Below are 14061 nucleotides of genomic sequence, written 5' to 3'. Positions count from 1 at the left end.
ATGGCAGAACCTGAGAAGACCGAAATCGAGATCGAAGACGCCCCCGCGGACGCTCCTGCCGAGGAAAGCCAGGCAAGCGCCGTCGAGGACGAGCTGAAAGCCCTGCGCGCCGAACGGGACGAGCTGCGCGACAGGTTCATGCGGGCGTTGGCCGATGCCGAGAATTCGCGCAAGCGGGCGGACCGCGACCGGCGCGAGGCCGAGCAATACGGCGGCTCGAAGCTTTCGCGCGACATGCTGCCGGTTTACGACAACCTGTCGCGCGCGCTTGAGGTCGTGACCGACGAACAGCGCGAGGCGAACAAGGCGCTTATCGAGGGCGTGGAACTCACGCTTCGCGAATTGCTGAACGTTTTCGCCAAGCACGGGATCGAACGCGTGGTGCCCGAGGTGGGCGATACATTCGATCCGCAGTTGCACCAGGCGATGTTCGAGGCGCCGGTGCCCAACACCAAGGCCGGGGACATCATCCAGGTAATGGCGGTCGGTTTCATGCTGCATGACCGGTTGCTGCGCCCGGCGCAGGTGGGCGTATCCTCGACCCCGGCCTCCTAGTCGGGCTGGGTCAGGGCCTTCAACGCATAGACCAGTTCCAGAGCCTGTTTCGGCGTAAGCTCGTCGGGATGTATCCCGGCGAGCTTTTCCTCGATGGGCGAGGGGCCTTTTTCCGCTGGCTTCGGCACGAGGGACTGCGCCGCCGAGAATAGCGGCAGATCGTCGATCAGCGTCTTTTGCGGCCGACCGCCTTCGCGTTCGCCCTGTTCCAGCGCCTCCAGCACGACGCGTGCGCGTTCGACCACCGCGTCGGGCAGTCCCGCCAGGCGTGCGACCTGCACCCCGTAGGACCGGTCCGCCGCGCCTTTCCTGACCTCGTGCAGGAAAATCACGTCGCCTTCCCATTCCTTGACGGCGACGGTCGCGTTCTCGACCCCCGCCAATTTGTGCGCCAGTGCGGTCAGTTCGTGGTAATGGGTCGCGAAAAGCGCGCGGCAGCGGTTCACGTCGTGCAGATGTTCAAGCGTGGCCCAAGCGATCGACAGCCCGTCATAGGTGGCCGTGCCGCGACCGATCTCATCCAGGATCACCAGCGCGCGGTCATCGGCCTGGTTGAGGATCGCCGCGGTTTCCACCATCTCGACCATGAAGGTCGATCGCCCCCGTGCCAGATCGTCGGACGCGCCCACCCGGCTGAACAATTGCGACACAAGCCCGATATGGGCACGGCGCGCGGGCACGAAACTGCCGGCTTGCGCCAGCAGCGCGATCAGCGCATTCTGCCGCAGAAAGGTCGACTTGCCTGCCATGTTCGGTCCGGTCAACAGCCAGATCGAAGCGCCATCTTCGCCTTCGGACAGGTCGCAATCATTGGCTATGAAGGGGGCGCCACCCTGCCGGCGCAACGCCCGTTCCACGACCGGGTGGCGGCCACCGACGATGGAAAAGGCGCGGCTGTCGTCGACCTTGGGCTCGCACCAGTCTTCGCCCCGGGCCAGGTCGGCCAGTGCGGCGGTCAGGTCGATTTCGGCAAGGGCCGCGGCGGCCTGTCCCACGGGGCCGGCCTGATCCAGAACAGCCCCTTTCAGGCTGTCATAGAGCCGTTTTTCGATTTCAAGCGCCCGGTTTCCCGCGTTCAGAATACGGGTTTCCAGTTCGGACAGCTCGACCGTTGTGAACCGAACCGCATTGGCCGTTGTCTGCCGGTGAATGAACCGCTCGGACAGGGGCGGCGACAGCATCTTGTCGGCGTGGGTCGCGGTCACCTCGATGAAATAGCCCAGCACGTTGTTGTGCTTGACCTTGAGCGACCCGATCCCCGTCAGTTTCACGAACTCTGCCTGCATCGCGGCGATGACGCCGCGCCCCTCGTCGCGCAACTTGCGCGCCTCGTCGAGATCGGCGTCGTGGCCTGGGGCGATGAACCCGCCATCTCGCGCCAGAAGCGGCGGTTCGGCGACAAGTGCGGCGTCCAACAGGCCGCAAAGCGCGTGATGGCCGACCAGCGCCTGCCGCGCCTCGGCCAGCAGTTTGGGGTGGTCGCCCGAAAACCGTTCGGCCACCGCGCCGGCCTGGGCGAGACCATTGCGGATCGCGGCGAGGTCGCGCGGCCCGCCGCGGTCGAGTGCCAGGCGCGACAGGGCACGGTCCATGTCGGGACATTTGCGCAGCTCTTCGCGCAGGGTGTCGCAAAGGCGGCTGTCGTCGACCAGCGCGCGCACCGCCTCCAAACGACCGTGGATCGTGGCGAGGTCGCGGGACGGGCTGGAAATGCGCCGTTCCAGCAGCCGCGCACCCGGTGCGGTCACCGTGCGGTCGATGGCTGCCAAAAGGCTGCCGTCACGGCCGCCGGACAGGGCGGCGGTCAGTTCCAGGTTGCGCCGGGTGGCGGCGTCGATCTGGACGCTGCCGCCGGTGGCCTCGCGCACCGGCGGGCGCAGCAGTGGCAGTTTGCCTTTCTGCGTGATCTCCAGATAGTCGACGATCGCGCCCATGGCTGACAGTTCGGCCCGGCCAAAGCTGCCGAACCCGTCCAGCGTGTCGACACCGAATAGCCCGGCAAGCCGTTTTTCGGCGGAGGTACTGTCGAAACTGCCGCGCGACAACGGCGTGAGGGCGGCGCCCGATTCCGTGACTGTTCCGGCCCAACCGGCCTCTGTCGCCTCGCTTAGCAGTACCTCGCGCGGAGCAAGGCGCGCCAGTTCGGGACCCAACCGGACGGGTGGGCATTCGATCACGCGAAACGCGCCGGTCGAAATGTCGACCCAGGCCAAGGCCGCGGCGCCCCGCACCTCGGCGAAGGCGGCCAGGAAATTGTGCCGCCGCGCCTCGAGCAGGGAATCCTCGGTCAGGGTGCCGGGTGTCACCAACCGAACAACATCGCGTTTCACGACCGCCTTGGACCCGCGCTTCTTCGCCTCGGCCGGATCCTCCAGTTGTTCGCACACGGCGACGCGGAACCCCTTGCGGATCAGGGTCAGCAAGTACCCTTCGGCCGAATGCACCGGCACGCCGCACATCGGAATGTCCTCGCCCAGATGCTTGCCGCGCTTGGTCAGCGCGATGTCCAGCGCCTCGGCGGCTGCGACCGCGTCCTCGAAGAACATCTCGTAGAAATCGCCCATCCGGTAGAACAAGAGCGCGCCGGGATGCGCCTCCTTGATCTCCAGATATTGCGCCATCATCGGCGTGACGGATGCGGCCTGCCCGTTCACTTTGCCCCCCGCTGTCCTGCGCCCGGACCTTACAAACCTCGCCCCCTGCGGAAAAGCGGCAAATCCAGCGTATTGAGACCCGCCCGCCGTAGGGTTAAGAGGCACCTCGTGCAGGAGGAGACCCGCCCCATGGCCGACAATTCGAAGATCACCCCCGAAGAAGCGCTGGGCTACCACATCGACCCCGTCCCCGGGAAATACGAAATCGTGGCGACCAAGCCGATGACGACCCAGCGCGACCTGAGCCTGGCTTATTCGCCCGGCGTGGCGGTGCCGGTTCAGGCCATCGCGGATGCGCCCGAGACGGCCTATGACTACACCACCAAGGGGAACATGGTGGCGGTGGTGTCGAACGGCACCGCAATCCTGGGCATGGGCAATCTGGGCGCACTGGCCTCCAAGCCGGTGATGGAGGGCAAGTCGGTGCTGTTCAAGCGGTTCGCCGACGTGAACGCCATCGACATCGAGCTGGACAGCGAAGACCCCGAGGACATCATCAAGGCGGTCAAGCTGATGGGGCCGACCTTCGGTGGGATCAACCTCGAGGACATCAAGGCGCCGGAGTGTTTCATCATCGAGCAGCGGCTCAAGGAAGAGATGGACATTCCCGTCTTTCACGACGACCAGCACGGCACCGCCGTGATCTGTGCCGCCGGGTTGATCAACGCCCTGCACATTTCGGGCAAGAAGATCGAGGATTGCCGGATCGTGCTGAACGGCGCGGGGGCGGCCGGGATCGCCTGTCTGGAACTGATCAAGGCGATGGGGGCGAAGCATGACAACTGCATCGCTTGCGACACCAAGGGCGTGATCTACCAGGGCCGCACAGAGGGCATGAACCAGTGGAAGTCGGCCCACGCGGCCAATACCGACGCGCGCACGCTGGAAGACGCCATGAAGGATGCCGACGTGTTCCTGGGCGTCAGCGTCAAGGGCGCGGTTACGCCCGAGATGGTCGCCAGCATGGCCGACAACCCGGTGATCTTCGCGATGGCGAACCCCGATCCGGAAATCACGCCGGAAGAGGCCCACGCGATCCGGCCCGACGCCATCGTGGCCACCGGACGGTCGGACTATCCCAACCAGGTGAACAACGTCCTGGGTTTTCCCTATCTCTTCCGTGGGGCGCTGGATATCCATGCCCGCGCCATCAACGACGAGATGAAGATCGCATGTGCCGAGGCGTTGGCCGAACTGGCCCGCGAGGACGTGCCCGACGAGGTCGCCATGGCCTATGGCAAGAAACTGAGCTTCGGGCGGGATTATATCATCCCGACGCCCTTCGATCCGCGGTTGATTTACACGATTCCGCCTGCCGTGGCGCGGGCCGGGATGGATACCGGCGTCGCCCGCCGGCCGATCGTCGACATGGACACCTACCGCCACAACCTGAAGGCACGGATGGACCCCACGGCCTCGGTCCTCTCGGGTATCGCGGCCCGCGCCAAGGCGGCACAGGCCCGGATGATCTTTGCCGAAGGCGATGACGAGCGCGTGCTGCGCGCCGCCGTCAGCTACCAGCGGTCGGGTTACGGCAAGGCGCTGGTCGTGGGCCGCGAGGCCGACGTGAAGGAAAAGCTGGAACAGGCCGGGCTGGCCGACGCCTATCGCGAGCTGGAAATCGTGAACGCCGCCAATACCCGCCACCTGGAGGCCTATCGGTCGTTCCTCTACCAGCGGTTGCAGCGCAAGGGGTACGACACCCACGATATCCACCGGCTGGCCACCCGCGATCGGCACGTCTTCGCGTCGCTGATGCTGGCGCACGGCCATGGCGATGCTCTGGTGACGGGCGCAACACGGAAATCTGCGCATGTGCTGGAACTGATCAACCACGTCTTCGACGCCCGCGCCGAGGATGGCGCGGTCGGCGTGACGGCCCTGCTGCACAAGGGCAAGATCGTATTCATCGCCGATACGCTGGTGCATGAATGGCCGGAACCCGAGGACCTGGCGACCATCGCCGAGCGCGCGGCGGACGTGGCCCGCAGCCTGGGGCTGGAACCGCGGGTCGCGTTCCTGTCGTTTTCGACCTTCGGCTACCCGGTCTCGGAACGGGCGACCAAGATGCACATGGCACCGCAGGTGCTGGACCGCCGCGGGGTGGATTTCGAGTATGACGGCGAGATGACCGTCGAGGTCGCCCTGAACCCCGCGGCAATGGCGAAATACCCGTTCTGCCGTTTGTCGGGTCCGGCCAACATCCTGGTGGTGCCCGCGCGTCATTCCGCGTCGATCTCGGTGAAACTGATGCAGGAAATGGCCGGCGCCACGGTCATCGGTCCGATCCTCGCCGGCGTCGACAAGCCGATCCAGGTCTGTTCCACGGTCTCGACCGTCAACGACATCCTGAACATGGCGCTGCTTGCGGCCTGCGAGGTCGGTTAGTGACCGTCTATTGCCTGGGCTCGATCAATGCGGACAACGTCTATTCGGTTCCGCATCTGCCGGCGCCAGGCGAAACCCTTGCCGCGACCGGGCTGTTCCGCGGACTTGGCGGCAAGGGCGCGAACCAGTCGGTTGCCGCAGCCCTGGGGGGTGCGCGGGTCGTGCATATCGGTGCGGTCGGTCCCGATGGGCGCTGGGCGGTGGATCGTCTGGCGGAATTCGGGGTCGACACCGCGCATGTCGTGCAATCCGACCACCCAACGGGCCACGCCATCATCAACGTTGCCCCGGACGGTGAAAACGCCATCGTGATCTTTCCCGGCGCCAATGCCCGGCAGGATGGGGTGCGGATCGAGGCGGCGCTGGCCGATGCGGGGCCGGGCGACACGCTGCTGATGCAGAACGAGACATCGCATCAGGCTGAGGCGGCGGCGCTGGCCGTCGGGCGTGGGATGCACGTGGTCTACTCGGCGGCGCCTTTCGATCTGGTCGCGTTGGGCGCGGTGTTGCCGCGGCTGTCGCTGTTGGTGTTGAACGCGGTCGAGGCCGCGCAAATGCGTTCTGCCCTGGGCGAGGTTACAGGACCCGAGGTGATCGTGACCGACGGTGCCAATGGCGCCACTTGGTATTTCGACGGGCAATGTATTGCCGCGCCGGCCTTTCCCGTGAAACCCATGGATACCACCGGCGCGGGGGATTGTTTCATCGGGTCGCTGGTCGCGGCGCTCGATCTAGGAAAAGACCGTACCGGTGCGCTGCGTTACGCCACCGCCGCCGCCGCGATTCAGGTGACCCGGCCGGGCACGACAGACGCCATGCCCACGCTTGCCGAGGTCAGGGCCTTCCTCACCGAACGCGCCTAGGACCCGGTAAACGGCGCGGCGTCTCCCCAAAGCTGGCGCACGCGGGCATCGCGCCCGCAGGCCTCGCGGTAGCGTTTATAGGCTTCGGACTTCGATTTCGGGCCGAAGCGGGTGATCACGAGATCGCCCTTCTTGTAATAATCCTGGTGATAGTCCTCGGCCTTGTAGAATGGCTTGGCGGGGAGGACCGGCGTGACCACCGCGCGGCCCAGTGCCGATTGTGCCTGCGCCTTGGCGGCCTCGGCCGCCTGCTTTTCGGCCGGGTCAGAGACGAAAACCGCGGTGCGATAGCTGTCGCCCCGGTCGCAGAACTGCCCGCCTGCGTCGGTCGGGTCGACCGATCGGAAAAACAACGAGAGGATCTGATCGTAGCTTATGACATCCGCGTCATAGGTGATCTGCACTGCCTCGTAATGGCCGGTGCCGCCGCGCACCACCTGTTTGTAGCTGGGGTTCGCCACCGTTCCGCCGGTATAGCCAGAGACGACCTCACGCACGCCTTTGACCTTTTCGAAATCGGCCTCGACGCACCAGAAGCATCCCCCGGCGACCACCGCGGTCTGCAAGTCGGCGGCGCGGGCCTGCTCGCATTCCGCGACGATCCCCAGGGCGATCGCGATGGCCAGAAGCATCGGCTTGGTATTCTTGAGCGACATCATCATGGCGTGTTTCCTTTTTCGGTCAAAGATACGCCTGCCCGAAAACCGTGGGGAAGGCACAAGCCCGTGACCTCACGCAGGCGGGACCGCTTGTAACATCCGCCGCGACGGATAGGCTGGCGGCGAAAGGAGCCTGACCATGTGCCATGCCAACATCGGTGTCGGAGCCTTCCGCTGATGCGGATCGCGATGTGGTCGGGACCCCGCAACCTGTCGACGGCGATGATGTATGCCTTTGCGGCGCGGGGCGATTGCGCAGTCTGGGACGAACCGTTCTATGCCGCCTACCTGGCGATGACCGGCCTTGCCCATCCGATGCACGACCAGATCATCGCCACGGGCGAGATCGACCCGGACAAGGTCGCGGGGCGGCTGACAGGGCCGGTGCCCGGGGGAAAGACGCATTTCTACCAGAAACACATGTGCCAGCACATGATCGCCGGTATCCCGCGGGACTGGATGGACCAGGTGACCAACGTCTTCCTGATCCGGCACCCCGCCCGCGTTCTGGCCAGTTTCGCCGCGAAATACGAAAACCCGACGCTGGACGATATCGGTTTTGCCCAGCAGGCCGAATTGTTCGACCGCGTGGCGCAGCGCACGGGCCGTGCGCCTGTGGTGGTGGACAGCGCCGATATCCGCAACGACCCCGAGGGTATGCTGCGCAAGCTGTGCGCGGCGCTGGGGATCGGGTTCACGCCCGCGATGCTGTCCTGGCCCAAGGGCGGGAACGCGCAGGATGGCGTATGGGCGCCGGTCTGGTACGCGGCGGTGCATCGCAGCACGGGGTTCGCCGGACCCGAGGGGCCATTGCCCGTGCTGACGGGTTCACATGCCGCCATGACGGAAAAGGCGCTGGCCTATTACCAGCGCCTCTATCCGCATCGCCTTGTCCTCTGACGCCTAGCCCCTCAGCCGCCGGTTCCGCATCGCGATCAGCCGAAGGCGCAGCGCGTTCAGCTTGATGAAGCCCGCGGCATCCTTCTGGTCATAGGCGCCCGCATCGTCTTCGAAGGTGACGTGTTCCTCGGAATACAGCGAGTGATCCGACCAGCGGCCGACCGTGCGCACTGAACCCTTGTAGAGTTTCAGGCGTACGGTGCCGGTGACATGCTCCTGGCTTTTGTCGATGGCCGCCTGCAGCATTTCGCGTTCGGGGCTGAACCAGAAGCCGTTATAGATGAGTTCCGCATAGCGCGGCATCAGTTCATCCTTCAGATGCGCCGCGCCGCGATCCAGCGTGATCTGTTCGATGCCGCGATGCGCCTCGAGCAGGATGGTGCCGCCGGGCGTTTCGTAGATGCCGCGCGATTTCATCCCGACAAAGCGGCCCTCGACCAGGTCGAGCCGGCCGATCCCGTGCTTGCCGCCCATCTCGTTCAACCGGGTAAGGATCGTGGCCGGCGACATCGCCTGGCCGTCGATCGCGACCGCATCGCCCTTCTCGAAGGTGACCTCGATATATTCGGGCGTATTGGGCGCATCTTCGGGATGCACCGTTCGTTGATAGACGTAATCGGGCGCCTCTTCGGCGGGGTTTTCCAGAACCTTGCCCTCGGACGAGGTGTGCAACAGGTTCGCGTCCACGCTGAACGGCGCTTCGCCCCGCTTGTCCTTGGCGATCGGGATCTGGTTCTTTTCGGCGAAATCGATCAACTTGGTCCTGCTGGTCAGGTCCCATTCCCGCCAAGGGGCGATCACCTTGATGTCCGGGTTCAGCGCATAAGCCGCCAGTTCGAAACGCACCTGGTCGTTGCCCTTGCCGGTGGCGCCATGGGCTACCGCGTCGGCGCCCGTTTCGGCGGCGATCTCGATCAGCCGTTTGGAGATCAGCGGACGCGCGATCGAGGTGCCCAAGAGGTAAAGGCCCTCATAGACGGCGTTGGCCCGGAACATCGGGAAGACGAAGTCGCGGACGAATTCCTCGCGAAGGTCCTCGATGTAGATTTCCTTGACGCCCATCATCTCGGCTTTCTGGCGGGCGGGCTCCAGTTCTTCGCCCTGGCCAAGGTCGGCGGTAAAGGTCACCACCTCGCAGCCGTATTCGGTTTGCAGCCATTTCAGGATGATCGAGGTGTCGAGACCGCCGGAATAGGCCAGGACGACTTTCTTGGGCGCGGACATGGGGATCGCTCCGGTTTGGGTGGCTTCCGGCGGCGTTTATTTCGTTTCGCCCAAAGGAGCAAGGGCGGCCCCTTCTGGGACCGCCCTTCTGTTTCCTAAAGCCGGGTGATGCCCGATCAGCCGTCTTCGGCCGGCGGGTCCAGGTCAAGCGCCTCGTGGAACGCGACCATCGCCTCACGGGTGATCTCGCGGCCGTTCGAGGCTTCGAAGAAGGCCGACGTCTGGGTGGTCTTGGCCTCGGCGAGCTCAGCCTGCGCAGCGGTTACCGTTTCGGCCACGGCCTCGTATTCAGCCGCGGCGTCGCGCGCGGCTTCGAGTTCGGCCAGTTCGCCGGCGATATCGCCGCTCGCCGGCCCGGAATAGGCACCGGTCTCGGCATCGAAGAGATCGGCATTGGCCGCCTTGAACGAATCCAGGTCGGCCTGCGCGAGCTTCGCCTCCGGCGTATCTGGTTCGGCCGCGGCCAAGGCGTCGGCCAGCGCTTCGTAGTCCGATGCCAGCGCGCTGGTACCTTCGAGTTCCGCGATCGCGGCGGTCAGGTCCGTGGTGGTGCCGCCCAGATAGGCGCCGGTCTCGATGTCGAAGAGATCGGGATTCGCGGTCTTAAACGATTCAAGTTCGGCCTGCGCTTCGGTAAGGGTGGCGGTCGCGGCCTGCGCCGCGACGCTGGTGACGCGATAGTTCTCGATCCGACCCACCTGACTGTTAGGCGCAGCGTTCGCACGGGCCGTCGCACTGGCGTGCATGGCATTCAGCCCCTTCAGTACCGAGTTGATCGACGGTGCTTTGGGCGCCGCGCGTCTGGCTTGCGTCTTGGTCGCCCGGTTCTGATTGGCCTTGCCGTTGGCTTTGCCGTTCGCGGCTGCCTTTTCCTTGCCGAGCGCCTTGCCATTGCTGAAGCTCAAACCGAAGGAATGGCTCTTGCCGTTGTTCCCTTTGTCGGCGCTCTTGCCGTTACCGCCGGAATTGCCCCCAGCGTTTCCGTTGCCGCCACCGTTGCCGCCACCGTTGCCGCCACCGTTGCCGCCACCGTTGCCCCCGCCGTTGCCGCCACCGTTGCCCCCGCCGTTGCCGCCACCATTATCGCTTTTCGCGAAGGCAAGGTCGGCCGATAGCGTCACCATCGCCAGGGAGAGCGGGGTGGCCGTCAGCGCCGCGATCGCAAGCGCGGACAACGTATGGGTAAGAACTTTCTTCATGGTCACCTCCGTGCGTCCCAGTGGGGCAGCAACTTTTCTTGAACTCGAACCTAGGGGGCCATCGGGGCAAATTTTTGACGCAAGGTAAAAAAGACAAGGAAACAATAGGGGCCGCATGCCTCATTCGCGCGCAAAAGCTTGCATCCCGGGCGGGTTTCGCGCGACAGGAAGTCATGCAAGACTTTATTTCCAGGGCACGCGCGGCCGAATCCGCCCTGCGCGAGTTGTTCCCGCCGACCCCGCTGCAGTCCAACCTGCACCTGTCCGAACGATTCGGCGCAGACATCCTGCTGAAACGCGAGGACTTGACCCCGGTGCGGTCCTACAAGCTGCGCGGTGCCTTCAACGCCATGCGCAAGGTGCTGGCCGAACGGCCGGACCAACGTCTGTTCGTCTGCGCAAGCGCGGGCAACCATGCCCAGGGCGTGGCCTATGTCTGCCGTCATTTCGGGGTGAATGGTGTCGTGTTCATGCCGGTAACGACGCCGCGCCAGAAGATCGACAAGACCCGCACCTTTGGCGGTGACAATATCGAGATCCGGCTGATCGGCGATTACTTCGACGATACGCTCAGTTCCGCCCAGGCTTATTGCGCCGAGGCGGGCGGGCACTTTCTGGCCCCGTTCGACGATTCGGACGTGATCGAGGGGCAGGCCTCGGTCGCGGTGGAATTTATGGATGCCCTGGATGCGCCGCCCGACATGGTGATCCTGCCGGTGGGCGGGGGCGGGCTGGCGGCCGGTGTCGTATCGGTCCTTAAGGCTGCCGCGCCCGAAACGAAGGCGATTTTCGTCGAGCCGGCGGGCGGCGCCTCGCTGGCCGCGGCGGTCGCGGCGGGTGGGCCGGTCACGCTGCCGAAGGTGAACAGTTTCGTGGATGGCGCGGCGGTGGCCCGTATCGGCGAAAAGACGTTCGCCGCGCTGGCCGGGATCGACCCCGCGTCCGTTCTGGCGGCCCCCGAGGATCGGATCTGTGCCACCATGCTGGAGATGCTGAACGTCGAGGGTATCGTGCTGGAACCGGCGGGTGCCCTGGCGGTCGACGTGCTTCCCGTGCTGGCCGACCAGATAAGGGGCAAGCGTGTTGTCTGCGTCACCTCGGGTGGCAATTTCGATTTCGAGCGCTTGCCCGAGGTCAAGGAGCGCGCCCAGCGCTATTCGGGGGTGAAGAAATATTTCATCCTGCGCCTGCCCCAGCGGCCGGGGGCGTTGCGCGATTTCCTTGATCTTCTGGGGCCGGATGACGACATCGCGCGCTTTGAATACCTCAAGAAATCGGCGCGCAACTTCGGCACCGTTCTGATCGGGATCGAGACGTCGCGTGCGGACAACTTCCCCGCGCTGTTCGCCCGGATGGACGCGCAGGGCCTGGTCCACCGCGATATCACCGATGACGTCGTGCTGTCGGAATTCCTGATCTAGGCCACTTTCGTGCCCGCCCGGCCCTGCGCCATCAACAGCGATTTCGATTCGGCATAGCAATCCAGCAACTTGCCCAGTTCGACGGATTCGCCACGTGCCAGCCGGTGTTCGATCCCCTGGCAGATCGCACAGAAGTCCTTGAGCCCCAGGTTCAGCGCCGAGCCGCGCACGAAATGCAGGTCTGCGGGCAGACATTCCGGATCGGGGGTTTCGCGCAGCCGGTTCATGACCTCGTCCACCTCTTCCAGGAACAGGTCGAGCACCTCGTCGAAGGCGTCTTCGCCAACTTCGCTGCGCAACTCTTCAACTCTGGTCCAGTCGATCATCGCACTTTTCACCTCTGACAGGCCCCCACCTCGTCGCCTACCCTAGGGTCGGGGATTTAACGGTACGTAATTCCGAAGGGCAAAATAGCTCGAAAGCGATCTTTCACCCGGCGTTAAGGCGGTCCGGCCTAAGCCGGGTGCGGACAAGTGCAAGGACGCCCGTGAACGTCGAGACCGATCAGCCAGAGTTCCGGCACGAACCACACGCCCTGGTGCGGTTGGTCCTGCTGGTGGACGACAGCCGCCTGCAAAGGCGAATCCTGCGCGTTTCGCTGGAACGCTGGGGGTATGAGGTGGTGGAATGCGGCTCTGCCGAAGAGGCGCTGGAAATCTGCCGCGATCGCCCGGTCGACCTGATCATCAGCGACTGGATGATGCCCGGAATGAACGGGCCGGAATTCTGCCGCGCCTTTCGCGCGCTCCCGCGTGACAGCTACGGCTATTTCATCCTGCTGACCTCGAAATCGGAAACCGGCGAGATGGTGCATGGTCTCGATGTCGGCGCCGACGAATTCCTGACCAAGCCGGTGAACGCCAATGAATTGCGTGCGCGGATCGCCTCGGGCGAACGTATCCTGCGCATGGAATACCAACTGCGCGAACAGAACAGGCTGCTGAGTTCGACGCTGGGCGAACTGCGCACGCTGTACGATGCGATCGACCGCGACCTGGTCGAGGCGCGCAAGCTGCAACAATCGCTGGTGCGTGAACGTTCGCGCCGGTTCGGCGCGTCCGAGGTATCGCTTTTGCTGCGTCCCTGTGGCCATGTCGGCGGCGATCTGGTCGGCTTTTTCCCGGCGGGCGACGGAAAGCTGGGCCTGTTCTCGGTCGACGTTTCGGGCCACGGAATCAGCTCTGCCATGGTGACGGCGCGGCTTGCCGGGCTTCTGGCTTCTTCCTCGGCGGAACAGAACCTTGCGCTTGAGGAAGATTCCGATGGCCGCATCCACGCCCGCCCGCCCGAGGAGGTCGTCGAGCATTTGAACCGGCTGTTCCTGGAAGAGCTGGAGACCGAACATTACTTCACGATCCTGCTTGCCATGGTCACGCTGGAAACCGGCGAAATCAGCTTCGTACAGGCCGGGCACCCCTATCCTGCGATCCAGCGCGCCGATGGCAGCGTGGAATACCTGGGCGGGGGGGGGCTGCCGGTCGGGCTGATTCCCGGTGCCAGCTTCGAGGCCGGCACGGCCCGCCTTGCGCCCGGTGACCGGGTACTGCTTGCTTCGGACGGGATCACGGAATGCCCCTCGCCAACGGATGAGCAGTTGGGCGAGGACGGACTGTGCCAGCTGATGGTCAAGAATGCCGCCATTCGTGGCGAGGCGTTTTTCGAGGCTTTGTTGGCCGATGTCATCGGCTTTGCCGGTGGGCCGGATCTGCCCGACGATATTTCGGGCGTTCTGTTCGAGTTCGGTTAGCGCGCCAGACCCAGGAACCGCGCTACGAAATGCCGGTCGCCGGCATTGTCCAGCCGGTGAACGGCCTCTTCGGCGGGCAACCAGAGCGCGGTATGGCCGGGTTCGTGCGGATCGCCATGGGCCCGAACCGGACGCGCCAGGTAGATCGTACACAGCTTTTCGGCCCAAAGGTCGTATTCCGGCATGAAGGTGAACCGGCGAAACGCCCCCAGCCGGCGCCGAATGTCGATCCGCCAGCCGGTTTCCTCGAATACCTCACGGTGCAATGCGGCCAGGGGCGATTCGCCGCGATCGATCCCGCCGCCCGGCAGCTGGTATTCCGGGATCGGTTCGGCTTGGTGCGTGACCAGCAGCGCGCCGTCGCGTTCCAGGACGGCATATGCCCCGGGCCGGATGCGGTAGCGTTGGCCCGGGCGGACCGGTTCACCGAATCGCCTGATCATGACCACCC

General features: G+C 64.8%; 12 protein-coding genes. 6 read left to right on the top strand and 6 right to left on the bottom strand.

Features of this window, described 5'->3' with window-relative positions; translation table 11 throughout:
* Positions 1 to 555, top strand: a complete 555-nt coding sequence (locus EV662_RS13310; protein ID WP_132463307.1) for a nucleotide exchange factor GrpE — start codon at positions 1 to 3, stop codon at positions 553 to 555.
* Here the strand turns inward: EV662_RS13310 and mutS are convergent.
* Positions 552 to 3179 (bottom strand): DNA mismatch repair protein MutS, encoded by a 2628-nt coding sequence (gene mutS / locus EV662_RS13305; protein WP_132463472.1) that lies wholly within the window; start codon positions 3177 to 3179, stop codon positions 552 to 554. The genes EV662_RS13310 and mutS overlap by 4 nt on opposite strands.
* Before the next feature lie 159 nt (positions 3180 to 3338).
* Between mutS and EV662_RS13300 the strand changes: the two genes are divergently transcribed.
* A complete protein-coding gene (locus EV662_RS13300; RefSeq protein ID WP_132463304.1) occupies positions 3339 to 5597 on the top strand; it encodes an NADP-dependent malic enzyme in 2259 nt (752 codons plus the stop codon).
* Entirely contained in the window at positions 5597 to 6460 is an 864-nt protein-coding gene (locus EV662_RS13295) for a ribokinase (protein ID WP_132463301.1), read from the top strand. Before EV662_RS13300 ends, EV662_RS13295 begins: the two co-directional genes overlap by 1 nt.
* On the opposite strand, the gene msrA is transcribed toward EV662_RS13295, so the two are convergent.
* A complete protein-coding gene (gene msrA, locus EV662_RS13290) occupies positions 6457 to 7119 on the bottom strand; it encodes a peptide-methionine (S)-S-oxide reductase MsrA (RefSeq protein ID WP_132463469.1) in 663 nt (220 codons plus the stop codon). The two genes, EV662_RS13295 and msrA, sit on opposite strands and share 4 nt — an antisense overlap.
* Before the next feature lie 177 nt (positions 7120 to 7296).
* Between msrA and EV662_RS13285 the strand changes: the two genes are divergently transcribed.
* Entirely contained in the window at positions 7297 to 8019 is a 723-nt protein-coding gene (locus EV662_RS13285; protein WP_132463298.1) for a sulfotransferase-like domain-containing protein, read from the top strand.
* Positions 8020 to 8022: 3 nt separating this feature from the next.
* On the opposite strand, the gene EV662_RS13280 is transcribed toward EV662_RS13285, so the two are convergent.
* On the bottom strand, positions 8023 to 9243 hold the full coding sequence (locus EV662_RS13280) for an argininosuccinate synthase (protein WP_132463295.1): 1221 nt from the start codon (positions 9241 to 9243) through the stop codon (positions 8023 to 8025).
* Positions 9244 to 9359: 116 nt separating this feature from the next.
* Entirely contained in the window at positions 9360 to 10442 is a 1083-nt protein-coding gene (locus EV662_RS13275; RefSeq protein WP_165915594.1) for a hypothetical protein, read from the bottom strand.
* 173 nt (positions 10443 to 10615) lie between these two features.
* Between EV662_RS13275 and ilvA the strand changes: the two genes are divergently transcribed.
* Positions 10616 to 11863: a threonine ammonia-lyase IlvA gene (gene ilvA, locus EV662_RS13265; RefSeq protein WP_132463289.1), complete on the top strand. Its 1248-nt coding sequence runs from the start codon at positions 10616 to 10618 to the stop codon at positions 11861 to 11863.
* Here the strand turns inward: ilvA and EV662_RS13260 are convergent.
* Positions 11860 to 12189, bottom strand: coding sequence for an Hpt domain-containing protein (locus tag EV662_RS13260; protein ID WP_132463286.1), 330 nt, complete (start codon positions 12187 to 12189; stop codon positions 11860 to 11862). The genes ilvA and EV662_RS13260 overlap by 4 nt on opposite strands.
* 161 nt (positions 12190 to 12350) lie before the next feature.
* Between EV662_RS13260 and EV662_RS13255 the strand changes: the two genes are divergently transcribed.
* Positions 12351 to 13610: a PP2C family protein-serine/threonine phosphatase gene (locus EV662_RS13255; protein ID WP_243695852.1), complete on the top strand. Its 1260-nt coding sequence runs from the start codon at positions 12351 to 12353 to the stop codon at positions 13608 to 13610.
* Here the strand turns inward: EV662_RS13255 and EV662_RS13250 are convergent.
* Entirely contained in the window at positions 13607 to 14053 is a 447-nt protein-coding gene (locus EV662_RS13250; RefSeq protein WP_132463283.1) for an NUDIX hydrolase, read from the bottom strand. The genes EV662_RS13255 and EV662_RS13250 overlap by 4 nt on opposite strands.
* Positions 14054 to 14061 lie beyond the last annotated feature (8 nt).

It is taken from the genome of Rhodovulum marinum (assembly GCF_004343075.1).
GTDB lineage: Bacteria > Pseudomonadota > Alphaproteobacteria > Rhodobacterales > Rhodobacteraceae > Rhodovulum > Rhodovulum marinum.
This window is presented reverse-complemented; position numbering and strand designations above follow the sequence as displayed.

Coding starts and splice junctions, on each gene's coding strand:
- EV662_RS13310 (WP_132463307.1), top strand. CDS start 1: ATGGCAGAACCTGAGAAGACCGAAATCGAGATCGAAGACGCCCCCGCG.
- mutS (WP_132463472.1), bottom strand. CDS start 3,179: ATGATGGCGCAATATCTGGAGATCAAGGAGGCGCATCCCGGCGCGCTC.
- EV662_RS13300 (WP_132463304.1), top strand. CDS start 3,339: ATGGCCGACAATTCGAAGATCACCCCCGAAGAAGCGCTGGGCTACCAC.
- msrA (WP_132463469.1), bottom strand. CDS start 7,119: ATGATGTCGCTCAAGAATACCAAGCCGATGCTTCTGGCCATCGCGATC.
- EV662_RS13285 (WP_132463298.1), top strand. CDS start 7,297: ATGCGGATCGCGATGTGGTCGGGACCCCGCAACCTGTCGACGGCGATG.
- EV662_RS13280 (WP_132463295.1), bottom strand. CDS start 9,243: ATGTCCGCGCCCAAGAAAGTCGTCCTGGCCTATTCCGGCGGTCTCGAC.
- EV662_RS13275 (WP_165915594.1), bottom strand. CDS start 10,442: ATGAAGAAAGTTCTTACCCATACGTTGTCCGCGCTTGCGATCGCGGCG.
- ilvA (WP_132463289.1), top strand. CDS start 10,616: ATGCAAGACTTTATTTCCAGGGCACGCGCGGCCGAATCCGCCCTGCGC.
- EV662_RS13260 (WP_132463286.1), bottom strand. CDS start 12,189: ATGATCGACTGGACCAGAGTTGAAGAGTTGCGCAGCGAAGTTGGCGAA.
- EV662_RS13250 (WP_132463283.1), bottom strand. CDS start 14,053: ATGATCAGGCGATTCGGTGAACCGGTCCGCCCGGGCCAACGCTACCGC.